The 21,642-nt window shown below is 70.7% G+C and carries 21 protein-coding genes and 1 tRNA gene; 3 read left to right on the top strand and 19 right to left on the bottom strand.

What is annotated here, in order from left to right; all coding sequences use genetic code 11:
- Positions 1-203: 203 nt before the first annotated feature.
- From thrB to argS, 5 genes are all read right to left on the bottom strand, one after another.
- Positions 204-1,088, bottom strand: coding sequence for a homoserine kinase (gene thrB, locus AB0M80_RS05780; RefSeq protein ID WP_364559421.1), 885 nt, complete (start codon positions 1,086-1,088; stop codon positions 204-206).
- Positions 1,085-2,146: a threonine synthase gene (thrC, locus tag AB0M80_RS05775; protein ID WP_364559418.1), complete on the bottom strand. Its 1,062-nt coding sequence runs from the start codon at positions 2,144-2,146 to the stop codon at positions 1,085-1,087. Before thrC ends, thrB begins: the two co-directional genes overlap by 4 nt.
- Before the next feature lie 76 nt (positions 2,147-2,222).
- Positions 2,223-3,524, bottom strand: coding sequence for a homoserine dehydrogenase (locus tag AB0M80_RS05770; protein ID WP_364559416.1), 1,302 nt, complete (start codon positions 3,522-3,524; stop codon positions 2,223-2,225).
- A 29-nt stretch (positions 3,525-3,553) separates the two neighbouring features.
- Positions 3,554-4,984, bottom strand: coding sequence for a diaminopimelate decarboxylase (gene lysA / locus AB0M80_RS05765; RefSeq protein WP_364559413.1), 1,431 nt, complete (start codon positions 4,982-4,984; stop codon positions 3,554-3,556).
- A gap of 3 nt (positions 4,985-4,987) precedes the next feature.
- Complete coding sequence (argS, locus tag AB0M80_RS05760) at positions 4,988-6,652, bottom strand: arginine--tRNA ligase (protein ID WP_364559410.1); 1,665 nt, start codon at positions 6,650-6,652, stop codon at positions 4,988-4,990.
- 196 nt (positions 6,653-6,848) lie between these two features.
- Between argS and AB0M80_RS05755 the strand changes: the two genes are divergently transcribed.
- Together AB0M80_RS05755 and AB0M80_RS05750 are read left to right on the top strand one after the other, a co-directional pair.
- The gene (locus tag AB0M80_RS05755; RefSeq protein ID WP_364559407.1) at positions 6,849-7,676 is read left to right on the top strand and encodes a DUF3105 domain-containing protein; all 828 of its coding nucleotides are present in this window, start codon (positions 6,849-6,851) and stop codon (positions 7,674-7,676) included.
- Positions 7,673-8,389 carry a DUF305 domain-containing protein gene (locus AB0M80_RS05750; RefSeq protein ID WP_364559405.1) on the top strand — a complete coding sequence of 239 codons (717 nt, stop codon included), beginning with the start codon at positions 7,673-7,675 and terminating at the stop codon, positions 8,387-8,389. Before AB0M80_RS05755 ends, AB0M80_RS05750 begins: the two co-directional genes overlap by 4 nt.
- 45 nt (positions 8,390-8,434) lie before the next feature.
- Here AB0M80_RS05750 and AB0M80_RS05745 read toward each other — a convergent pair whose 3' ends face one another.
- The 3 genes from AB0M80_RS05745 to AB0M80_RS05735 form a co-directional block, all read right to left on the bottom strand.
- On the bottom strand, positions 8,435-9,238 hold the full coding sequence (locus AB0M80_RS05745; protein WP_364559402.1) for an NYN domain-containing protein: 804 nt from the start codon (positions 9,236-9,238) through the stop codon (positions 8,435-8,437).
- Between the two features lie 127 nt (positions 9,239-9,365).
- Positions 9,366-10,286: a cation diffusion facilitator family transporter gene (locus AB0M80_RS05740; RefSeq protein ID WP_364559399.1), complete on the bottom strand. Its 921-nt coding sequence runs from the start codon at positions 10,284-10,286 to the stop codon at positions 9,366-9,368.
- 323 nt (positions 10,287-10,609) lie between these two features.
- Entirely contained in the window at positions 10,610-11,710 is a 1,101-nt protein-coding gene (locus AB0M80_RS05735; protein ID WP_364559397.1) for an epoxide hydrolase family protein, read from the bottom strand.
- A gap of 150 nt (positions 11,711-11,860) precedes the next feature.
- Between AB0M80_RS05735 and AB0M80_RS05730 the strand changes: the two genes are divergently transcribed.
- Positions 11,861-11,933 (top strand) — tRNA-Arg (locus AB0M80_RS05730).
- A gap of 151 nt (positions 11,934-12,084) precedes the next feature.
- On the opposite strand, the gene AB0M80_RS05725 is transcribed toward AB0M80_RS05730, so the two are convergent.
- From AB0M80_RS05725 to AB0M80_RS05675, 11 genes are all read right to left on the bottom strand, one after another.
- On the bottom strand, positions 12,085-13,518 hold the full coding sequence (locus AB0M80_RS05725; RefSeq protein ID WP_364559394.1) for a hypothetical protein: 1,434 nt from the start codon (positions 13,516-13,518) through the stop codon (positions 12,085-12,087).
- Positions 13,515-13,721, bottom strand: a complete 207-nt coding sequence (locus AB0M80_RS05720) for a helix-turn-helix domain-containing protein (RefSeq protein ID WP_364559392.1) — start codon at positions 13,719-13,721, stop codon at positions 13,515-13,517. Before AB0M80_RS05720 ends, AB0M80_RS05725 begins: the two co-directional genes overlap by 4 nt.
- 392 nt (positions 13,722-14,113) lie before the next feature.
- Complete coding sequence (locus AB0M80_RS05715; RefSeq protein WP_364559389.1) at positions 14,114-15,703, bottom strand: hypothetical protein; 1,590 nt, start codon at positions 15,701-15,703, stop codon at positions 14,114-14,116.
- 37 nt (positions 15,704-15,740) lie between these two features.
- Positions 15,741-17,333 (bottom strand): DNA cytosine methyltransferase, encoded by a 1,593-nt coding sequence (locus AB0M80_RS05710; protein WP_364559387.1) that lies wholly within the window; start codon positions 17,331-17,333, stop codon positions 15,741-15,743.
- Positions 17,334-17,351: 18 nt separating this feature from the next.
- Positions 17,352-18,596: a hypothetical protein gene (locus AB0M80_RS05705; RefSeq protein WP_364559384.1), complete on the bottom strand. Its 1,245-nt coding sequence runs from the start codon at positions 18,594-18,596 to the stop codon at positions 17,352-17,354.
- A gap of 193 nt (positions 18,597-18,789) precedes the next feature.
- Complete coding sequence (locus AB0M80_RS05700; RefSeq protein WP_364559381.1) at positions 18,790-19,083, bottom strand: hypothetical protein; 294 nt, start codon at positions 19,081-19,083, stop codon at positions 18,790-18,792.
- Positions 19,084-19,102: 19 nt separating this feature from the next.
- Complete coding sequence (locus AB0M80_RS05695) at positions 19,103-19,993, bottom strand: bifunctional DNA primase/polymerase (protein WP_364559378.1); 891 nt, start codon at positions 19,991-19,993, stop codon at positions 19,103-19,105.
- A gap of 44 nt (positions 19,994-20,037) precedes the next feature.
- Positions 20,038-20,337, bottom strand: a complete 300-nt coding sequence (locus tag AB0M80_RS05690) for a hypothetical protein (RefSeq protein WP_364559377.1) — start codon at positions 20,335-20,337, stop codon at positions 20,038-20,040.
- A 7-nt stretch (positions 20,338-20,344) separates the two neighbouring features.
- Positions 20,345-20,494, bottom strand: a complete 150-nt coding sequence (locus tag AB0M80_RS05685; protein WP_364559374.1) for a hypothetical protein — start codon at positions 20,492-20,494, stop codon at positions 20,345-20,347.
- Complete coding sequence (locus AB0M80_RS05680; protein ID WP_364559372.1) at positions 20,491-20,895, bottom strand: hypothetical protein; 405 nt, start codon at positions 20,893-20,895, stop codon at positions 20,491-20,493. Before AB0M80_RS05680 ends, AB0M80_RS05685 begins: the two co-directional genes overlap by 4 nt.
- A 141-nt stretch (positions 20,896-21,036) precedes the next feature.
- The gene (locus tag AB0M80_RS05675; protein ID WP_364559370.1) at positions 21,037-21,525 is read right to left on the bottom strand and encodes a hypothetical protein; all 489 of its coding nucleotides are present in this window, start codon (positions 21,523-21,525) and stop codon (positions 21,037-21,039) included.
- Between the last annotated feature and the right edge of the window lie 117 nt (positions 21,526-21,642).

The raw sequence follows: 21,642 nt of genomic DNA, 5'->3' as shown, positions 1-21,642 counted from the left end.
GCGTCCCTCCGCGTTACCCCGCGTGCCAGGCGGTGCGGATTCGGCGGATCGACGAAGGATGCGATCCGGGAGATTCCCCGGGACCGGCATCGGGTGCGGAAACGCACGGTGATCGAACGCCCCCGAGGGTAGACCGCAGCGGTGCCGGGTGCAACAACCACCCCCCGCGTGGCGGGCCTGGCGGCAGGCACGTGACCCAGCCTTTACTGAGCCGCAACCTGCACGCCCGTGAGATCCACGGGCAGCTCGAAGACGTCGAACCCTGCAACGCCGGCCTCGGGCGGGAGTATTCCCCCGGTGGTCAGCGCGAGCACCGTCGGACCGGCGCCGGAGACCGCGGCGGGCACTCCCTGTGCACGCAGCGTCGCCACCAGCTCCGTGCTCGCCGGGTACGCGGGAGCGCGGTAGTCCTGGTGCAGCCGGTCTTCGGTGGCCGCGAGCAGGAGCTCCGGCTTCGCCGTCAGCGCGTGGACGGCGAGCGCGGCACGGCCGGCGTTGTGCGCGGCGTCGGCGTGCGGCACGGTCGCCGGCAGCAGGCCGCGGGTGGTCGCGGTGGCCGAGCGCACCGACGGCACGGCGACGACCGGCCGGATCGACGGGTGCGGCGTGAGCCGTTCGGCGTGGAACCGCCCGCCGTCGCACCAGGCCAGGACCAAGCCGCCGAGCAGGCTCGCGGCGGCGTTGTCGGCGTGGCCTTCGAAGCCGGCGGCGAGCTGCAGCGCGTCGGACGCGTCGATTTCCCGCCCCGCCAGTGCGTACCCGGCGGCCACCCCGGACACCACCGCGGCCGCGGACGAGCCGAGGCCGCGCGCGTGCGGGATCGCGTTGAAGCAGCGCAGGCGCAGGCCGGGCGGCTCGACGCCGAGGTGCGCGCAGGTCTTGCGGATCGCCCGCACGACCAGGTGGGTTTCGTCGGTGGGGACGTCCGCCACCCCGCCCGCACCGGCGTCCTCGACCTCGACCTTCAGCCCGGAATCGGCGACCCGCACCTCGACGACGTCGTACAGGCTCAGTGCCATGCCGAAGGCGTCGAAGCCCGGCCCGAGGTTCGCCGTCGACGCCGGAACGGTGATCCGGAAGCCGCTCACCGCAGGTCCAGGGCCGCCGCGACCGCCGAGGGGTCCACGGCGAGGGGTTCGACCTCGACGTTGCCCGCCAGGGCCGTCTGCGGGTCCTTCAGGCCGTGGCCGGTGACCGTGCACACGACCTTCGACCCACGCGGCAGCCGGCCGTCGGCGGCCGTCGCGAGCAGGCCCGCCACGCTGGTGGCCGACGCCGGCTCGACGAACACGCCTTCGCGGCCGGCCAGCAGCCGGTACGCATCGAGGATCTTCTCGTCGGTGACGGCTTCGAAGAGCCCGTTCGACTCGTCCTTCGCCTTCACCGCGGCGGTCCACGACGCCGGGCTGCCGATCCGGATCGCGGTGGCGACGGTGTCCGGGTCGCGCACCGGCTCACCCAGCACCAGCGGCGCCGCACCGGCCGCCTGGAAGCCGAACATCCGGGGCGTGTTCTTCACCACACCGTCGGCCGCGTACTCCGAATACCCCGCCCAGTAGGCGGTGATGTTCCCGGCGTTGCCGACCGGCAGGCAGTGGATGTCCGGTGCCACGCCGAGCACGTCGCAGATCTCGAACGCCGCGGTCTTCTGGCCGGCGATGCGCACCGGGTTGACCGAGTTGACCAGCGTGACCGGGTAATCGGCCGCGGTCTTGCGGGCCAGCTCCAGGCAGTCGTCGAAGTTGCCGTCGACCTGCAGGATCCGCGCGCCGTGCAGCACGGCCTGGGCGAGCTTGCCCAGCGCGATCTTGCCCTCCGGCACCAGCACCGCGCAGGTGAGCCCGGCGCGGGCGGCGTAGGCGGCGGCCGAGGCGGAGGTGTTGCCGGTCGACGCGCAGATCACCGCCTTGAGGCCGCTGGCGAGCGCGTGCGTGATGGCCACGGTCATCCCGCGGTCCTTGAACGAGCCGGTCGGGTTGGCCCCCTCGACCTTGAGGTACACCTCGCAGCCGGTCAGCTCGGACAGGTGCCACGCGGGCAGCAGCGGCGTGTTGCCCTCCCCGAGCGTGACGACCCGCGCCCCGTCCGGGACCGGGACCCGGTCCCGGTACGCCTCGATGATTCCCGGCCAGGGCTGCCTGATCATGCGATCGCCTCGCTCCGCGAGACAGCGTCTGATCCTTTTCGGCGCATGATATCCATGGTTCGCTCGCAAGCGTCGCTCACTGGTCTTCGCCTTCCACCCGCATCACGCTGACAACTTCGTGCACGACGTCGAGCCGGCCGATCTCGTCCACAGTGGACTGCAACGCCGCATCGGGTGCCTGGTGCGTCACCACGACCAGGCTCGCGCGGTCGCCGACGTCGCTCTGCCGCACCGCCGCGATGCTGACGCCGTGGTCGGCGAACGCCTGCGCCACCTGGGCGAGCACACCGGCGCGGTCGGCCACGGAAAGGCTGACGTGGTACCGGGTCGGGGTCTGGCCCATCGGCCGCACCGGCAGGGCCGCGTGCGCGGATTCGCGCGGGCCGCGGCCGCCGACGACCCGGTTGCGGGCCACCGCGACGAGGTCGCCGAGCACCGCGCTCGCGGTGGGCGCGCCGCCCGCGCCCTGCCCGTAGAACATCAGCTCGCCCGCGGCGTCGGCCTCGACGTAGACGGCGTTGAACGCGCCGCCGACGCCGGCCAGCTGGTGGCTGCGCGGGATCATCACCGGGTGCACGCGGGCGGAAACCGACTCGACGCCGTCGTCGTCGGTGACCCGTTCGCAGATGGCCAGCAGCTTCACCGTGCGGCCGAGCATCCGGGCCGCGGCGAGATCCGCGGCCGTGACGTCGGCGATGCCCTCGCGGTGCACGTCCGACGCGGTCACCCGGGTGTGGAAGGCGAGCGACGCGAGGATCGCGGCCTTCGACGCGGCGTCGTAGCCGTCGACGTCGGCGGTCGGGTCGGCCTCGGCGTACCCGAGCCGGCTGGCCTCGTCGAGCGTCTCGGCGTAGCCGGCGCCGGTGGAGTCCATCGCCGACAGGATGTAGTTCGTGGTGCCGTTGACGATGCCCATCACGCGCGTGATCCGGTCGCCGGCCAGCGATTCCCGCAGCGGGCGCAGCAGCGGGATGGCACCGGCCACCGCGGCCTCGAAGTACAGGTCGGCGCCCGCCGCGTCGGCCGCCTCGAACAGGTCCGCGGAGTGCTCGGCGAGCAGCGCCTTGTTCGCGGTGACGACGGACTTCCCGGCCTTCAGCGCGGCGAGCAGCCAGCCGCGCACCGGTTCGATCCCGCCGATCAGTTCGACCACGACGTCGACGTCGTCGGACGTGACGAGCTTCTCCGCGTCGGCGGTCAGCAGCTCCGGCGGCAGCTCGGGGTGCTTGTCCGGGCGGCGGACGGCGATGCCGGCCAGCTCGACCGGCACACCCGCCCGCGCGGCCAGTTCCCCGGCCTGCTCGGAGAGCAGCCGGGCGACTTCACCGCCGACGGTCCCGCAGCCGAGCAGGGCGACCCTGAGGGCACGCTTTTGCATGTCACTGTGTTCCGGGGCGGACACTGTGTTCAGACCTCCAGGCGCAGCATGTCGTCGGTCGTCTCCCGCCGCAGCAGCAGCCGCGAGCTGCCGTTGCGCACGGCGACCACGGCCGGGCGCGGCTGCCGGTTGTAAGTGCTCGCCATCGAGTAGCAGTAGGCACCGGTCGCCGCGACCGCCAGCAGGTCGCCGGGAGCCAGCGTGTCGGGCAGCCAGCAGTCTCGTACGACGATGTCGCCGGATTCACAGTGTTTTCCCACGACCCGGGACAACACGGCCGGTACCGGCTCCTCGTTGTCGCCCGCGGAGCGGGAAACCAGCCGGACGTCGTACACCGCGTCGTAGAGCGCGGTCCGGATGTTGTCGCTCATCCCGCCGTCGACGCTCACGTACCGGCGCACGGCGTCGTCACCCAGCGAGACGTCCTTGATGGTGCCGACCTCGTAGAGGGTGATCGTGCCGGGACCGGCGATCGCGCGGCCCGGCTCGCCGGCGATGCGCGGCACCGGCAGGCCCGCGTACGCGCACTCCTTGCGGACGATCTCGCGGATCTGCGTGATCATCTGCGCCGGCGGCGGCGGGTTGTCCTTCTCGGTGTAGGCGATGCCGAACCCGCCGCCGAGGTCGACCAGGCTCAGCTGGTCGAGCAGTTCCGGGCCGTGCTCCTTGGCCAGGTCCGCGAGCAGCCCGACGACGCGGCGGGCGGCGACCTCGAAGCCGTCGGCGTCGAAGATCTGCGAGCCGATGTGGCTGTGCAGGCCCGTGAGCTTGAGCGAACGGGCGTTGAGCACCCGGCGGACCGCCTCGGCGGCATCGCCGCCGGCCAGCGAGAACCCGAACTTCTGGTCCTCGTGGGCGGTCGCGATGAACTCGTGGGTGTGCGCCTCGACGCCGACGGTCACCCGGATCAGCACCGCCTGCACGACGTCGTGGCGCGCGGCGATGTCGGCCAGCCGCGCGATCTCGTAGTACGAGTCGAGCACCACCGTGCCGACGCCCGCGACGACCGCCGCTTCCAGCTCGGCGGGCGACTTGTTGTTGCCGTGGAAGGTGATCCGCTCGGCCGGGAAGTCCGCCCGCTGCGCCACCGCGAGCTCGCCGCCGCTGCAGACGTCCAGGCTCAGCCCCTGCTCGGCCACCCAGCGGGCGATCTCGATGGACAGGAACGCCTTGGACGCGTAGTGCACGAGCGACGGGTCGTCGAACGCCTCGGCGTAGTCCGCGCACCGGGACTTGAAGTCGGCCTCGTCGACGACGAACAGCGGTGTGCCGTGCTTCTCGGCCAGCTCGCGGAGGTCGACGCCGGCGATCCGGACGACGCCGTCGGCGGCCCGGAAGGTGTTGCGCGGCCACACCTTCGCGGGCAGCTTGTCGAGCTCTTCGACCCCGGACGGCTGGTGCCCGGAGGTGTCGGCGTGGGGGTAGACGTCGGCGTGCCGTGGGCCCGCGGGGTGCGCCATCTCTTACATCCGTTCCGGAGCGGAGACACCGAGGAGCGCGAGGCCGTTCGCCAGCACCTGGCGGGCGGCCTCGCACAGCGCGAGCCGGGCGTACGTCAGAGGGGTCGCCTCTTCGTCGCCCATGGGCAGCACGCGGCCCACGGTGTAGAACTTGTGGTAAGCGCCCGCGAGTTCTTCGAGGTAGCGCGCGATCCGGTGCGGCTCCCGCATGTCGGCGGCACGGCGCACCATTTCCGGGAACTCGCCGATGGTGCGGATCAGGTCGCCCTCGGCGGGCAGCGTCAGCAGTCCGAAATCGACGTCCGAAAGGGACTCCGCGGACTTCAGGCCGAGATCGGCCGCGTTGCGCTGCAGGGACGCCAGCCGCGCGTGGGCGTACTGGACGTAGTAGACGGGGTTGTCGTTGGAGTGCTTGCGCAGCAGGTCCAGGTCGACGTCCAAAGTGGAGTCGACCGAGTACCGGATCAGCTCGTAGCGGGCCGGGTCGACGCCGACTGCCTCGACGAGGTCCTCCATGGTGATCACGGTGCCCGCGCGCTTGGACATCCGGACCGGCTTGCCGTCGCTGACCAGGTTGACCATCTGGCCGATCAGCACCTCGACCGACCCGGGGTCGTCGCCGAATGCTGCAGCCGCCGCCTTCAGGCGGGCGATGTAGCCGTGGTGGTCCGCGCCCAGCATGTAGATGCACAGGTCGAAGCCGCGGTTGCGCTTGTCCTTGAAGTAGGCCAGGTCACCGGCGATGTAGGCCGGGTTGCCGTCCTGCTTGATGACGACGCGGTCCTTGTCGTCGCCGTACTCCGACGACTTCAGCCACCAGGCGCCGTCGCCGAAGTAGAGGTTCCCGGAGTCCTTCAGCTGCTGGACGGCGGCGTCGACCGCGCCCGACTCGTGCAGCGAGTTCTCGTGGAAGTAGACGTCGAAGTCGGTGCCGAACTCGTGCAGGCTCTGCCTGATCTCGGTGAACATCAGCTCGATGCCGATGCGGCGGAACGTCTCGTGGCGCTGCTCCTCCGGCAGCGAGAGCGCGCTCGGCTCGGCCTTGATGACCTCGGCGGCGATGTCGTTGATGTAGCCGCCCGCGTAGCCGTCCTTCGGCGCGGGGTCGCCCTTCGCGGCGGCGACCAAGGACCGGACAAACCGGTCGATCTGGGCACCGGCGTCGTTGAAGTAGTACTCGCGGGTGACGTCGGCGCCCTGCGCGGCCAGCACCCGGCCCAGCGCGTCGCCGACCGCGGCCCAGCGGGTGCCGCCGAGGTGGATCGGGCCGGTCGGGTTCGCCGAGACGAACTCGAGGTTGATCCGCGTGCCGGCCAGCGCGTCACCGCGCCCGTAGGCGGCGCCGCCCGCGAGCACCTGGCGCACGATGTCGCCCTGCGCGGCCGCGGCGAGGCGGAAGTTGAGGAAGCCGGGGCCGGCGACCTCGGCCGAGGCGACGCCGTCGTCCGCCGAGACCGCCTCGGCGAGCGCTTCGGCGAAGTCGCGCGGCTTCAGCCCGGCCTTCTTGGCCACCTGCAGGGCCAGGTTCGTCGCGTAGTCGCCGTGGTCGGGGTTGCGCGGGCGTTCGATGGTCACCTGCTCCGGCAGCACGGCGTCGTCGATGCCGCGTGCGGCGAGCACCTGCACGGCGGAGCTGCGGACCAGGTCGGCGAGAGCGGCGGGAGTCACCCGCCGAATTCTAGGTGTGCCCAGGTCCGGCGCTCGCAGCGGTCTCGGCCACGTTACGGCAAGCATCCGTGTGAGGCGTTAACCGTGATCAGACGGGCGGTCTCTACACTGGCCCGGGCGGGAATCCGTCCGCAGCCACCAGAGGGAGAACGCGGGAGCCATGGCGAACGGGACAACTCGGAAAAAGGGGTCGGCGGTGAAGGCGGCCCGCGGTTCCGTCGTGAGCAAGAAGGGCACGCCGTGGGGGACGATCGTCGCCGTCGTCGCCATCGTGGCACTGGCCGCCTCGGTGATCGTCTACTACATGGTGCAGTCGGCGCCCAAGCGTGAGCAGGCCGACCGCGAGGCGTCGGCCGCGTCGTACGCGCCGACCGCGTCGGAGCCGGACCCGTCCAAGCGCATCCCCGGCGTGGTGACCGGCACCTACACCGGCAGCGTGCACGTGCTGCCGACCGAGCGCGTCGCCTACGACAAGACCCCGCCGTTCGGCGGCCCGCACGACCAGACGTGGGCGACCTGCACCGGCACGGTCTACCCGACCGCCGTCCGCACCGAGAACATGGTGCACGCGCTCGAGCACGGCGCCGTCTGGATCGCGTACAACCCGCAGCAGGTCTCGGGGGACGCGCTGAACCTGCTCAGCGTCCGCGTCAAGGACAAGCCGTACACGATGATGTCGCCCTACCCGGGCCTCGACAAGCCGATCTCCCTGCAGTCGTGGGGCCACCAGCTGAAGGTGGACGACGCCAACGACGCCCGGATCGACGAGTTCATCGCGGCGCTGCGGAGCAACCCGAACGGCGTCTACCCCGAGGTCGGCGCGTCCTGCGACGCGGTCCCGGGCGCGTTCGACCCGAGCAGCCCGCCGCCGTTCGACCCGTCGAAGCCGGGCCCGGACGCGAAGCCGATGGACTACAAGGGCAGCGCCAACGCGCAGAACGAGCAGGGCCAGCCGCAGCAGCCGTCCTCGGCTCCGTCGACGGTGCCCGCGCCCCCGACCGCGTCGACCACGCCGAGCCAGTGAGTTCCGAAGCCGATCTCGAGCCCGCCGAGGTCACCGAGCAGCCGTCCTGGTCGCGCTGGGTGATCATCGGCGGGACCCTGCTGGCCGTCCTGCTGATCGGCGCGACGGCCGGCATGTTCCTCACCCGGGCGGTCGACGACCCGGGTGCGGCCGCCGTGCCAGGACGCGGTTCGGTCGAGGTCGGCTTCGCCCAGGACATGTCGACGCACCACCTGCAGGCGGTCACGATGGCGGGCATCGCCCGTGACCGCACGACCGACCTGGAGATCAAGCAGCTGGCGTTCGACATCGAGCGCACGCAGCTCGAGCAGGTCGGCCGCATGAAGGGCTGGCTCATGCTGTGGGACCAGCCGGAGCAGCCGATCGGCGCCCCGATGCAGTGGATGACCGAGCCGATGACCGGCCACGACGGCATGTCGATGGCCCCGTCCTCGGTCAACCCCGCCGGCGGCGCGCTGATGCCCGGCATGGCGACCGACACCGAGCTGACCAAGCTGCGGTCCCTGTCGGGCCGCCCGTTCGACGTGTACTTCCTGCAGCTGATGCTCCGCCACCACCAGGGCGGCACGGCCATGGCCCAGTACGCGGCGGCCCGTTCGAGCGTGCCCGCGTTGAAGGCCCTGGTGAACAGCATCCTGACGTCCCAGGGCGCCGAGATGGACCAGATCAAGCTGATGCTCTCGGTCCGCAACGCTCAGCCGCTGCCGGCTTAGCGGTCGTAAGTCCGAACCGGCCGCTACCGCGATCCGCGGTGGCGTTCACGGGCCTGCCGGAGCGGCTTTGGCGTCTCGATCCGACCTGCGGCGCCGGTCGCGCACGTAGACCGTGGACGGTTTGCCCTCGCCGGGGATGCGGCGGTCGACCTCGAACAGCGTGGTCGCGGTGATCAGGTCACTGAGCTTGGTGTAGCCGTACGTGCGGGAGTCGAACTCGGGGCGTTGCTTGGTGATGATGCTGCCGACCGCGGAAAGCGGGGCCCAACCGTCGTCGTCGGATGCTGCTTCGACGGCGTTGCGCAGCAGGTTGACCAGGGTTCTGTCGCCCTTGAGCTGGGCCAGGGAGGTCGCCGATTTCGGCGGCAGGGCCGTCTCGGCCGGCGCCGCGGCGCTCTCGGCGTAGGCGAGGTTCTCGATGTAGATGAACTTGTCGCAGGCCGCGACGAAGGGCTTGGGCGTCTTGCGTTCGCCGAAGCCGTACACCGTGAGGCCGGACTCGCGCAGCCGGGCGGCCAGCCGCGTGAAGTCCGAGTCGCTGGAGACGATGCAGAACCCGTCGAAGCGGTCGGAGTACAGCAGGTCCATCGCGTCGATGACCATCGCGGCGTCGGTGGCGTTCTTGCCGGTCGTGTACGCGAACTGCTGGATCGGCTGGATCGATTGGGCCAGCAGCTGATCCTTCCAGCCCTTCAGGTTGGTGCCGGTCCAGTCGCCGTAGGCGCGCTTGACGTGCGCGGTGCCGTACTTGGCGATCTCGGCCAGCAGCGCCTGGGTGATCGCGGGCTGCGCGTTGTCCGCGTCGATCAGAACCGCGAGCTTGGCGGCGTTCTCACTGGCAGCGGCCATGGTGTTCCGCTTTCGTCATCGGGTGCCGCCGACCAGGGGCGCCAGGCCGACGCCCGGCGCGTCCACCGAGTGGATCCTGCCCGAACTACGAGGGCGGCGCACGGGGAACGTCCGGCAGGACCGCGTGTCACCAGGAGAGTTCCTGGCAGCGGCGGGCGCAGTGCGGCGCCTCCACCTGCAGGGTCGCGTGCTCGATCGCGTACCGCGACGACAGCAGGTTCTGCGCCTCCGTCAACACGTCCGACTGCTTCGCCGGCGGCGCCAGCGTGAGGTGCGCCGAAGCCACCTCCATGCCCGAAGTCAGCGTCCAGACGTGCAGGTCGTGGACGTCCGCCACGCCCGGGAGCGCGGACAGCTCGGCGTTGATCGCGCCGACGTCGACGCCCTGGGGCGCGTGCTGGAAGAGGATGCGCAGGGCGCGGCGGGCCAGCGTCCACGTGCGGGGCAGCACGAACAGCCCGATCGCGACACCGATGATCGGGTCGGCGTAGCGCCAGCCCGTCAGCAGCGTCACCGCGCCGCTGATCAGCACACCGACCGAGCCGATCAGGTCGGCCAGCACCTCGAGGTACGCGCCGCGGACGTTGAGGCTCTCCTTCGCCCCCGCGCGCAGCACCGCGAACGACACCAGGTTGGCCACCAAACCGGCCGCCGCGACCAGCAGCACGGGCAGGCCCGGCACCGCCGGCGGGTCGCCGATGCGGCCGATCGCTTCGATCAGGACGTACCCCGCGACGCCGAACAGCAGGAGCGCGTTGGCGAGCGCGGCCAGCACCTCCGCCCGGTAGAGCCCGAAGGTGCGGCTGACCGTGGGGCCGCTGCGCCGCGCCAGGATGATCGCGGTCAGGGCCATCCCCACGCCGAGGACGTCGGTGAACATGTGCGCCGCGTCCGAGATCAGGGCCAGCGAGCCGGTCGTCACGCTGACGACGAACTCGAGCACCATGAACCCGGCGCCGATGCCCAGGGCGATGGCCAGCTTCCGCACGTGACGCCCCGACGCGCTCGCCGGCGCGATCGCGTGCCCGTGGCCGTGTCCCTGACCCATTCCGCCTCCGTTCCCGGTTCGCCGTCGGGCCAAACATATAGTCGGATGCGCATATGTGCAACAGAGGGCAGCCTAAGTTCACTCATTCGAAAACTACCGCGCCCGGGAGGGTCGCCCAAGCCACCAGGCGGGGTTTCCCGCCAGGCGGACTCGTCACGCTTCGAGGTCGACCATCCGCTTCAGCAGCTCCCGCAGCCGGACGCGATCCTCCGGCGCGAGCGAGGCCCGGAAGTTGCGCGCCAGCTCGGCTCCCTCGGCAGGGCGATCAAGTTCGCCGACCGCGACGGCTCGGCCGTGCAGCGGATGACCGCCGGCCGGCTCGCCTAGCGCACGAGCCGGAAGAAGCCGCGGACCTGCTCGACGAACAACTCGGGCTGTTCGAGCGCGGCGAAGTGCCCGCCGACGGGCAGCTCCTCGAACCAGCGCAGATCCGAGTAGCGCTGCTCAGCCTGCCGCCGCGACGGCCGGACGATCTCCTTGGGAAACACCGAAATCCCGGCCGGAACGTCCACGATGGACTGATCACGGTCGTGGTTCTCCCAGTACATCCGCGCGGATGAGGCCGCCGTCGCGGTGAACCAGTAGACGGAGATCGCGTCCAGGATGCGCTGCCGGTCGACGGCGTCCTCCGGGTGACCCTTGTGGTCGGTCCAGGCCCAGAACTTCTCGACGATCCAGGCGGCCTGCCCGGCGGGCGAGTCGGTGAGGCCGTAACCGAGCGTCTGCGGGCGGGTGCCCTGCTGAGCGGCGTAACCGCTCCCGGTCCGCCGGAACTCCTCGAGATCGGCGAGGGCCTGGCGCTCCTCGGGCGTCGGGTCGTCGAGGTCCATCCGCACGGGCGCGAAGTTGACGTGCACGCCGGCGACCCGCCCGGACCGCGCCAGCGCATTCGTGACAGCGGCCCCCCAGTCGCCACCCTGGGCGCCGTAGCGGTCGTAGCCGAGCGACACCATCAGCTCGTCCCACAACTCGGCGACCCGCCGGATCTTCAGCGCGGGCTTGTCGCTCCACCCGAACCCGGGCAGCGACGGCGCAACCACGTGGAAGGCATCGGCGGGATCTCCCCCGTACTTCGCGGGATCGGTGAGCGGCCCCAGAACGTCCAGGAACTCCACCACGGACCCGGGCCACCCGTGGGTGAGCACCAGCGGCAGCGCGTCCGCCACCGGCGACCGGACGTGCAGGAAGTGCAGGCCCACCCCGCCGACGGTGGCCCGGAACTGCGGAAAGGCATTCAGCCGGCCGGCGAACCCGAAGTTGTACTCCTCACCCCAGTCGCGGCAGAGCTCGCGCAGGTAGGCGAGCGGAACACCCTGCGACCAATCGTCGACGGTCTCGGCCTCGGGCCACCGGGTACGCCGCAACCGCTCCCGCAGATCTGCGACGTCAACCTCGTCGAGGGACACCTGGAACGGCTCGGCCATCTCGGCTCCTTCAAGTGGGACCCCCACGCTAGCGACGTCCCACCGAACCGATCAACTTCGTGGCGCTGACCAGCCCGATTACCGGTCGGGCCACCTGCGGGACAGGGTCCCCAGGGCATGCGCTAAGCTTTCGAAGTCGCCCAGCGATGGGCCCTCGTAGCTCAGGGGATAGAGCACTGCCCTCCGGAGGCAGGTGTCGCAGGTTCGAATCCTGCCGAGGGCACCCCTATAGGAGCGGGAAAAACCGCTCCTCACCAGCGCTTTCACGCTCGAAGCGGTTCTTCTCGAACTCCGGCTGACTCCGGCCATTCACGGCCAAACACGGGTGTCTCTTCCCAATGCGTTCCCACGGGAGCGCGCCGGGCTGCCGTCGCTCAGCCCTCCGGGTCGCTTCGCGGCTTGTGGCCGAGGATCTTCTCGATCTTCGCTCGGTTTGCCTCCTCTCCCCCGTCCAGGAACGCGGCGTAGACGTCGAACAGCACGCCGACAGAGTGGCCGGCCCACTCGGCCACGGTCGCCGGGTCGACGCCCGCCACCAGCTGCGTGCTCACCGCGGCGTGCCGCAGGTCGTACGGCCGGGCGGCCAGCGGCGTTTGCTGCTGCTCCTCGGTCAGCACCACCTTGCGCACCGCGCGCCAGGCGCGGGTGTAGGTGATCATCGGAATCTCCCCGCCCTGCTCCGCCTGGAACAGTCGGCCGTCAGACCCGTAGCCGTACCGCAGGATGTGCCGGTGCAGCAGCCGGGTCAGGTCCGGCGGGAATGACACGGTGCGCTCAGCGTCGTCGTCTCGGGACTTCAGCGGCCGGTCGTCGCGAGGCTTCCCGCTGTCGGTCCACCGCCCGCCCGCGTGCGGCTCGGCCTTGTCGAGGCGGAACGCGCCCCAGCCGTAGACGTACTCGCCGTCGTCGTCGCTCCACATAGGATCGGGCAAGGACACGACGTTCCGCTTGTTCAGCGAAACCGCCTCTTCCGGACGCAGGCCGGCGTAGTACATCGTGCCGAAGAACGCCTCAAGCCGCGGTCCGCTACGCGGCAGCGCACCGACGCCGGACAGCAGCACCCGCGCCTGCGTCGGGTTCGGCACCGCCCGCTTGTCAACCTTCCTCTTGCCTTTCGGCATCGCCGACCATTTGACCGACGTCAGCGGGTTCGCGTCGATCAGCTTCTTTTCGACCGCGTAGTCCAGCGCGTTGAACAAGACTCCTCGGGTCTTCCGTGCCACGCTCGGGGCGAACTTCTTCCCGTCCAACCGCCTGGTGACCGCGCGCTGGAGCGTTCGCAGAACATCCGGATCGACGGCGGCCCGCACGGGCATCGTGTTGCGCTCCAACCACTTCAGCACCTTCCGGACGTCCTCTGGCATCTCCCGGTTGGTGCGGTACTCGGTGTTGTAGCCCCACTGCCGCAGCGCCGAGCGGACCACCTTCGCGTCTGGTCCGTTCTTGTCCCGCTTCACGAACACCGGCATTACACGGATCAGCGCCTCGGCCATCGTCTGACGCGCCGTCGCCGCAGCGTCCGGCCACTTCATGTCGATGTAGGCCACCGTGAGCACATACCAGCTCATGTCCCCCGCTGGCCGGGTGAGCGACGGCGGGAGCCCGGACACGATGTCGAACGCCTCACCAGCTCGTTGCGCGGCCAGCAGCGAAGAACGGAATCCGTCCGCTTGCGTGTAGAGCTTGAACGACTCCTTGCAGTCCTTCTTGTCGACCCGCCACAGCACGCGGTAGCTGGTGGGCTTGCCGGCCGCGTTGCTGCGGGTCTCGATCGCCCACACGCGGACGTTGTACGAAGAGCTGATCACGCGGCCTCCTCTCGGGTTTCGAGCCAGGTTTCAAAGTCGGCGCGGCGAATTCGCACGCCACCGTTCGGCAACTTGATGCATCGCGGGCCGCGGTTCTTGGCACGCCAGTCGTAGAAAGTGGACTCCGCCACAGCCAGTTCCTCACATACATCGCTGATCTTGAGAAGCTGCCGTGAGCCCGGCAAAGTGCGCTGCTGCGCCATGACCAACACCTCCAGGACGCCCGTCGAGCGGGCATGGGGAAGTGCCGCCGGGCACAGGCCGGGCGACGGGATTCGGTTACGTTGAGTGGTTGCCGGGTTGGGCAGGCTGGCAGAGATGGGGGTCGGTCAAGGTGGGGAGGCCGGAACCAAACACCGCAATACCGCAAACACCGCAAAAGTGCCTCTGACCTGCGGATCTGTCTGCGGTGTTTAGGGTTGACGACCCGAGGTCTAAACACCGCAAACACCGCAACTTGCGGTGTTTGCGGTGTTTGACGACTCCCGGTCCGAGGTCAAACACCGCAACTTCTGCGATGGTGTTTTCCCTGATCAGAGCTACTTTTCGAAGCCGGTTGCGGTGTTTGCGGTGTTTGCGGTGTTTGTTTCCGGGGTCAGCCCGAACCGGGGTCCCGCTCGACTGTGTAGAGCTTCATCTTGGTGTGCGAGTCGACTTCGCTGCGTAACACCAGATCGCCACGCCAGCGGTCCTTCTGCCCTGCCAGCCTCTTTCCCAGCGACTTCGGGGTCAGGGGCTTACCAGCGGCGGTGGTCGGGAACGTCCCCTTCCACCGGTCAGGTGCGCCGTACTCCGGTTCAGCGTCGACGCGCAACTGCTGCGCGGTCACCGGCTCACCGCCGTAGAGGTCGTGCCATGTGGCCAGGAACGCGTACCACTCCGCGTGGTCCTCATCCAGCCCGCGGCCGGTATCGGCGTTGCCGAGGAAATCGCCCACGCCGTGGTGGGCGAGAAACCCGCCCAGGTACTGGGCCCAGCGGGTGAACTGCCGCATCTGCGGGACGTTGCTGGCGATGGGCGCACCGTTGGCCGTCCAGTCCAGCACCAGGGTCAGGACGTGACGGAGCACTGTGGCCCGGTTGACCGGGTCGAGAATCCAGGAGTCGAGATTCGGGATCGTGAACCCGGTCCGGGCTTCCGGGCGCGGGCAGTTCGGGTCGAGCCGCACCCACACCGTGCGCGAGGCCATATCACCGCCGGTGCGCAGGTTGTTGCCGGTGGCCAGCCACAACCGGTCGTTGGCGAAGTTGCTCGACACGTTCGTGCCCAGCCGACGATCCGACCAGGTCCGTTCGGTCACCAGCCGCGCCAGCACCGCGGAGTTGACCGTTTCGCCTTCGGTGAGGTTGTCGAACACCACCACTCCCACCGAATCCGAGAGCACCGTGGTGATCGACTTGCGGAGTTCCTCGTCCGAGTCGGTCCAGGTGAGCACCCGCTGCCCGACCAGCAACCCGACACACCCGGCGAGGATTGTCTTGCCGGAGCCGGGCATGGACGCCTCGATCATCCCGAACGGGGACAGCGCGTTGGTGAACGGCCGGATCAGCGGTGTCACCAGCAACGCCAGGTAGTTCGCGCGGTCGGCCGGCGAGCGCCACGGGAAGTCGTGCAGGAACCGTTCCAGCAGGAACTCCCGCGCGTTGGCGACCTGCTGGGCGGTCGGCCGGTCCGGGATCGGGTCGAGGTGACCGTTGGCGGTCAGGTAGAAGCCGGTGGCCGGGTCGTAGCCGGGGGTTTGCAGCAGCGTCCCGTCCGGGCGCAGCACCGGGGTGGAGATGATCCGGCGCAGCACCGGCAGGCCGGGCCAGGACCGTCCCGCGAGGACGGCTCCGAGAACGTTGGTGGGCGGTGAGACTTCCATGTCGTAGGTGTCGCCTTTCTCGTTGACCTTGCTCTGGATCACGTCGGTGTGGGTGGCCAGCAGGTTGGCCAGCAGCGCGGGTTTGAGCACCGACGCCGCGACCGGCAGCGCGACGTCGTCGTCTCCGGCGGTGGGGTCGGCGGCGCCGGAGACCTGTTCGACAACGACGGGTGCGCCGTCGGCGACGTAGGTGTCGGGGATGATGCGGCCGTCCACCGCGGCGGTCAGGACCCGGATGGTTTCCGGCGCGGCCCCGGTTCGCAGCCGTGGCCGGCCACCAGGCCCGACCGACCACAGACGCTGCGAATTCGTACTGGCCATGGCGTTCCCTCCGTCGTGCGGGTAGTGCATGCCGCGCCTACGCGGCAGGTTCCAGCGGTTCGCCGGTCAACGTCTCGACCAGGGCCGAGCCGATGACCTCGGCCATCCCGGGCGGGACGGCGTTGCCCCAGCCACGGACCTGCTTGCGCTTGGACTTCGCGACCTTGGGCGGGACCTTGTAGCCGGGCGGGAATCCCATCCCGGCGGCGATCTCGTGCGGTTCGAGCATCCGGAACGTGCACGACTCGACCGGCGGGGTACCGCCGATGAGCGCGTACCGGTCCCGGGTGGTCAAAGTGCCGATCGGGTCGTCGGTGCGGTGGGTGCCGCCGTTGCCGTAGTAGGCCAACAGCAACGCCACCTCCCCGGGCTCGTTCGGCGGGCCGACCAGGCCGTGGTGGTTGCCCCCGGCCGACACGGTCGGGATCGGCCCGTCCACCGGGTACGCAGCGGTGGCGGAGCCGCCGTTGCGCTGGATCGAGATGAACGGCGGCACCACCACCGCGGTCTCCCGACGGCAGGTCTGCGTCCGCATCGGCATCTCCACCGTGGTGGCGGTGTCGACCCCGGCCCGCGCCGCACACGAGACCAGCAGCGGCGGGCACACCAGCCCGTCGGTCTCCCGCGTGGTGCGCGTCGGCAGCGGCTCACCGAGGCTGCTGGCGTGCTGACGCCACGTCCCGCCCGCGGGCGTGAGCAGCGCGCCGACGTGGCGGGCCAGCCCGGCTTCGATCCGGTCCATGGTGTTCTCGGTGAGCGGGTCCGGCTGGCCGCGGTCGTCGACCCGTTCCCCGATCCGCTGCCCCGGGTCCAGCGACCAGTCGATGATCGTGCTGGCCGGGAGCACCGCGGGTTCGACGATCCGGTGTCGGCAGGCGCGGTGCGGGCACCGGTAGACGTACTGGCCGTGGCGGATGCCGTAGACGCCCATCGTGTTGCGCGGGTCCTTGAACACCTGCACCGCCGACACGATCTCCTCGCAGGACGGGCAGTAGGCCTGGGGGCGCAGCCACTTGTCCCAGTCCGGGTCCCGGCCCAAGGCGGCCAGCCAGTAGCCGAGGAAGAACCGGTTGCGCGACTGCGCGATCTTGCCGAGGGTGGGGCCGGTGACGTGCATGGCGTTGAGCGCGATCAGCTTGGTGCGGTAGCCCTCGGTTTCGATCTCGCGGCGCCAGCGGCGGAACTCGGCCCACTTCACGACCTGGACCACGTTCTCCGCCACGCCCCCGAGCACGGGTTTGCCGCGCCGGTTCATCGCTTGCAGGTAGCGCGGGACCTCCTCCATCAGCGCGCGTGCCCGCGCGGTCTCCGGGTTGAGCGCCCGCGGCCCGGTCACCGGGTCGAACAGCACCCCCTGCGTGCTCTGGTCGAAGTCCCGCTTCTGGCCCCGGGCGTCGGTCCACGGCGGACACGACGGGCTGGCCCAGAAGAAGTCGACCCGGGGGAACTTGCCGATGTCGGCCTTGGCGATGTCACCTTCGTAGTGGTCCATCCCGGGGTGGTTGAGGGCGTGGGTGGCGATGGCGTCGGGGTTGTGGTTGGCGGCCAGGACCCCTTCGGTGCCGGGCACGGCCAGCACGCCGGTGGTGTCCCCGCCGAACCCGGCGAACTCGTGGTAGGTGGTGATCATCGTTGGTGCTCCTTTCGGTCAGGCGGCGGCCGGGCCGCCGTCCTCGTCCCACAGCGCGGTCTGCTCCGGCAGGCGGTGGCGGAGCTTTTCCGCCATCGCGGCGCGCCAGGAGAGCAGGTAGTGCAGGTGGTTGGCGCAGTTCTTCACGTGTGGGCGGGGGCAGTCGCGGGTGGGGTGGCCGAGCCGGCGAGCGTCGTCGGACCAGGCCAGCGAGTCGGCGGAGTCGATGTAGGCGTGGTGCTTGATCAGGCCGAGGGTTTTGAACCCGAACCCGTGGATGCGGGGTACGCCGTAGCGGCGGACAGCGCGCAGGATCTGGCCGGCGAGGGCGGTGCTTTGCAGGCGGCAGACGCTCCCGACGCACACCAGCGGCTCGGCGGTGACGTCGATGCCGAAGCGGGCGTAGAGGTCGGCGTGGCGGCAGTAGTCGTCCGGAGTGCGGCCCTGCAACACCAGCCGCCACGGCAACTCGGGTGCGAGGCTGCGTAGCTCGATCGCGTTGACCACGGTGAGGAACTGGTGGCGCGCCACGGAGAGCTTGGTGCCGTGGAACCACTTCCCGCCGTGCCAGCCGCCGCGGATGATCGCGTCCTCGCACATCCAGTCCTGCGGGGACGCCCACAGCATGTGCCCGATCTCGTCGCGGTAGCGCCGCACCCGCGCCACGTACGCCCGCGCCGGGACGCTGTCCCAGTCGCCGTGCTTTTGCAGCTGGGTGAACCCGCCGGAGTCGTAGGCCACCGGGGCGATCGCCCGCGGCAGCGTCTTGCGGTGGCGCAGCCGGGTGTCGGAGACGAACAGCGGAACCCCGGCCTGTTCCAGGTGGATGACCTCGTGCGTGCCGGTGAGGAAGTCCAGCCCGCCGAACTCATCGTCGGGCCAGACGTCCACCGGTTCACCCCACGTCGGCAGTGGCGGTGCGGCGGTCGATGGCCTCGATCCAGACCACGCGGTGGCGGCGACGTCGAGCAGTTCGTCTCGCAGGTCGGTCGGTACGGCTTCGGCGAGTGCTTCGTAGACCTCTTCACGCAGGATGTGCAGCCACGTCAGGCGGTCCTCGGCCCGGGCCATCTCGGTGGTGAACCGCGCGGTGTGCGCGGCGTCGGCGGCGAGGCGGCTCAACCCGGTCAGTGTCACCTCGGGGCCGGTGCCGTCGGGGTGGTTCTGCTCGCCGAACGTGTCGTCCTGCCGGACACGCCGTCCGGCGACCTCCGCCAGGACGGCGAACGTGGAATGTGGGGCGATCGGCTGGGTGGTGGTCATGACGGAAGCTCGCTTTCGGGATGCGGGCACGAGAAAGGGCCGGGCGCTCGTGGTGCCCGGCCCTTTCCTGTGTCCTATGTGGTCACTTCTTCTTCGTCTTGTTGGCGCAGTTGTCCTAGTCGTCGTCATCGCAGATGATGCAGTTCACGGCGGTCACCTCGTCCCGTCCGCGGTGGGGCCGCGCGGCGCCGGATCAGGCGGGCTGCGCGGCGTTGTCGGTGTTGAACAGCGCCCAGCAGTCCTCGCAGTCGCACAGCCGTCCCATGCCGGGGCCGTCAACCGTGCCGGGCTGGATCAGGACCGGGTCGGGCATCGCCTGCGCGGTCGGGTTGGCTGCGCGCCAGGTCGGGATGACCTCCGGCGCGCCCGGGTCGACGTCGGCGCAGCCGCAGCCGGCCATGCGGCAGGGCTCGGTGTCGCCCTTGGCGGTCTTGGTGTGGAAGCTGTCCAGGTGCCCGCAGGCACAACGGTGGACGATGGCTGCCATCGGGTGTCCTCCTTGGTGTTCAGGCGGCGCGGCGGGTGCCGTGTCGCGGCTTGATCCGGCGCGGGTTGCCCATCCCAGCCCGCAGACTGGTCTCGATCACGCCGTCGTCCTTGATGGCGGACTCGGGGCTGTTCCAGGTCGCGACCGCGGCGCGCAGCTGGGCGCGGGCGTAGGCCTCGTCCAGCACTCCGGCCCCGACCAGCTGGCCGAGGGCGTAGGCGGCGGTCGAGAGGACCTTGTTGCGGCCCTGCTTGTACGGGGTCCGCACGATCCGGTCGCACTCCTCCCGCACCGCCTTCGCCGCGAACGCGTCCGGCATCGCCACGGCCGTCTCAGCCCGCCCGGAGACGGCCGTGAAGCCGCGTTCGACGTTGGCCTGCACCAGCCACCCCGGCAGCGGCACCGGGTCGGTGTCGTCGAACAGCTCGTACGCCCCGTCCGCGCGCACCGACCCGGGGGCCATGGCGTAGCCGCCCCAGCCGCGGGTGTCGACGTGCGCCGCGATGTGCTTGACCGTGCCCGCCAGCCGACACCCGGGCGGGACGGTGAACCACAGCTGGCGCCCGCCGCTGGGGGTGGTGGTCGTCCAGGTGTCGGGCAGTGGGCCACCGCGGCGGCCGGCCAGCTCGACCAGCTCGGCCCACCCGTCGGGGCCGTCGGGCTCGCCGGGCTTGGGCACGTCGCAGTCGATGACGTGCAGCCCGGACTTGCCCGCGTAGACGGCGACGTTGTACGGCGCCCTCGCCCAGACCCGGGAGATCACCTCGGGGTCGGTGGTGGCCAGGTGCTCCGGGAAGACGTGCCCGGCCGAGCATGGCCCGCGGCCGGGGCAGGTGGCCTTGCGGTGCCAGGCGGGCGGGAACTTGCGCCCGGGCTGGATCGGGAACACCGTCCATCCTCTGCCAGCCATCTCTAACGCCACCTGTTCCAGTGCGGCACGGTGGGCAGCACTCGTCATGCGCCGATCTCCTTTCGCCAGTCGGGCCGGGGGTCCCAGGCCGCGACGTCGTGCAGATGCACCCCGAACGCCCGCGCCAGCGCCTCGGCCAGCCGGTCGGCATCGGTCACCGGTTCCCCGGCCGCGCGCAGCAGCGTCACCAGCGTGGGCACGGTGGCCGAGGCGTAGAACTCGCCGCGGTTCCACGCCCCGGCCACCGCCCGTCCGGCGCGGCGCCCTGTTGCCGTGTCGGCGTTGGCGTGCTCGGCCAGCCACGCGGTGACCTCGGCAGCGTGGTACTTCTCTTTGCCTGCCACGGCCCGGTCACCCTGGGCCTACGCGCCGGTCGGCGCGGCGGTGCGGATGGTCGTCACTTGGTCCCGCTTTTCTGCGCGCTTCGCGCTGCTTGCGCTGGATTTCTTCCTGCTGGCGCTGTAGCTCGCGGTGCCAGGCGCCGGAGTCGTTGGCGCTCATGCCGCGGCCTCCATCACGGTGAGGGAGCGGGAAATGCCGACCTGCCGGAGACCGGCACCGCGGGTGCGAGGAAGCCGGTAGCGGGCGGCGGCCTGGTCGGCCGCGCGCCAGATCACGACCGGGAACGCACCGTCCTCGCCCGGGGCGGCTAGGCGTGCGGGTGCGCCGTCCCGTCCGGGGTGGGTGTAGGCGAACCAGCGCAGCCGGAACACCGCGGCGTCGGCGCGGTCGGGGACCAGCCCGCCGGGCACGGCGGCCCGGATCATGTCGAGTGCGGCGGCCGGGCGGGTGACCCCGACAGCGAGCACCGCCCCGTCGGGGGCGGTGAGCACGGCCGGGGCGCGCACCCCGAGGCAGGCGTAGGCGTCGGTGCCCGACAACTCGGGCGGAGGCAGGAACATGGCGAAGCTCCTTTGTGGTCGGTACGGGTTGGGTGGCGCCGGACCGGCAGGGCATGACAAACGCCGGCCACCGGTCCGGCGGCCGTTCAAAGGGGAGGCAGGCCCGAACTCGCCGGACGAACTCCGGGCGAGCGGGCGGGGTCAGTTGAAGTGGGTGCCCGGCAGGCGCCCGGTGCGCACCAGCTCGCGGGTGTAGCGCTCGATCCGGGACCAGTTGGCGCGCACCAGCTTCTGGGCCTGGCGCTCGTACCACCCCGCCCCGCGGGAGCCGTGGCGTTTCATGCGGCGGAACTCGGCCCAGTCCGAGCGGGAGCCGCCCCGCGCCCACGACAACGCGGCGGAACGCGAGAAGCCGTGGTGGCGGTGCACCCACTCCGCCCCGGCCGCCCACCCGGCGAGAGTCATCACCAGGGCGCCGTCCACCTGCGCCTGGTTGGTCATGTCGATGTCGGCGTGGGAGACCTGCCCGCGGTCGTTGCTCAGCCGCACGTGCTGCACGGTGATCCCGGCGGCGGCGCAGCCGATCGCGTGACCGACCTCGTGCGCGGCGACCGCGACCAGTGCCGCGGCCTCCTGGCGTGCGCGTTCGGCCTTCTGCTCGCGGGTGGTGGTCGAGCTGAACAAGCCCATGACAACCTCCAAAACGGTGACTATGTGTGATGACGGGTGAGCGTGACGGGGCCGCGGAGAGCCGCGAAACCGGGATTACGGAGCGGATTACGCTCCCGAGGGCGGATTACATCGGTA

Source organism: Amycolatopsis sp. NPDC051045, assembly GCF_040682955.1.
GTDB lineage: Bacteria > Actinomycetota > Actinomycetes > Mycobacteriales > Pseudonocardiaceae > Amycolatopsis.
Note: the sequence above shows the minus strand (reverse complement) of the source record. Positions and strands in the feature narration are given on the sequence as shown.

Bases quoted from the DNA above. Each gene is read 5' to 3' on its own strand.
- AB0M80_RS05710 (WP_364559387.1), bottom strand. From the start codon at position 17,333: ATGATCACCACCTACCACGAGTTCGCCGGGTTCGGCGGGGACACCACC.
- AB0M80_RS05705 (WP_364559384.1), bottom strand. From the start codon at position 18,596: ATGACCACCACCCAGCCGATCGCCCCACATTCCACGTTCGCCGTCCTG.
- thrC (WP_364559418.1), bottom strand. From the start codon at position 2,146: ATGATCAGGCAGCCCTGGCCGGGAATCATCGAGGCGTACCGGGACCGG.
- AB0M80_RS05740 (WP_364559399.1), bottom strand. From the start codon at position 10,286: ATGGGTCAGGGACACGGCCACGGGCACGCGATCGCGCCGGCGAGCGCG.
- AB0M80_RS05720 (WP_364559392.1), bottom strand. From the start codon at position 13,721: ATGGCGCAGCAGCGCACTTTGCCGGGCTCACGGCAGCTTCTCAAGATC.
- AB0M80_RS05745 (WP_364559402.1), bottom strand. From the start codon at position 9,238: ATGGCCGCTGCCAGTGAGAACGCCGCCAAGCTCGCGGTTCTGATCGAC.
- AB0M80_RS05715 (WP_364559389.1), bottom strand. From the start codon at position 15,703: ATGGCCAGTACGAATTCGCAGCGTCTGTGGTCGGTCGGGCCTGGTGGC.
- AB0M80_RS05685 (WP_364559374.1), bottom strand. From the start codon at position 20,494: ATGAGCGCCAACGACTCCGGCGCCTGGCACCGCGAGCTACAGCGCCAG.
- AB0M80_RS05680 (WP_364559372.1), bottom strand. From the start codon at position 20,895: ATGTTCCTGCCTCCGCCCGAGTTGTCGGGCACCGACGCCTACGCCTGC.
- lysA (WP_364559413.1), bottom strand. From the start codon at position 4,984: ATGGCGCACCCCGCGGGCCCACGGCACGCCGACGTCTACCCCCACGCC.
- AB0M80_RS05735 (WP_364559397.1), bottom strand. From the start codon at position 11,710: ATGGCCGAGCCGTTCCAGGTGTCCCTCGACGAGGTTGACGTCGCAGAT.
- AB0M80_RS05700 (WP_364559381.1), bottom strand. From the start codon at position 19,083: ATGGCAGCCATCGTCCACCGTTGTGCCTGCGGGCACCTGGACAGCTTC.
- AB0M80_RS05770 (WP_364559416.1), bottom strand. From the start codon at position 3,524: ATGCAAAAGCGTGCCCTCAGGGTCGCCCTGCTCGGCTGCGGGACCGTC.
- AB0M80_RS05695 (WP_364559378.1), bottom strand. From the start codon at position 19,993: ATGGCTGGCAGAGGATGGACGGTGTTCCCGATCCAGCCCGGGCGCAAG.
- AB0M80_RS05675 (WP_364559370.1), bottom strand. From the start codon at position 21,525: ATGGGCTTGTTCAGCTCGACCACCACCCGCGAGCAGAAGGCCGAACGC.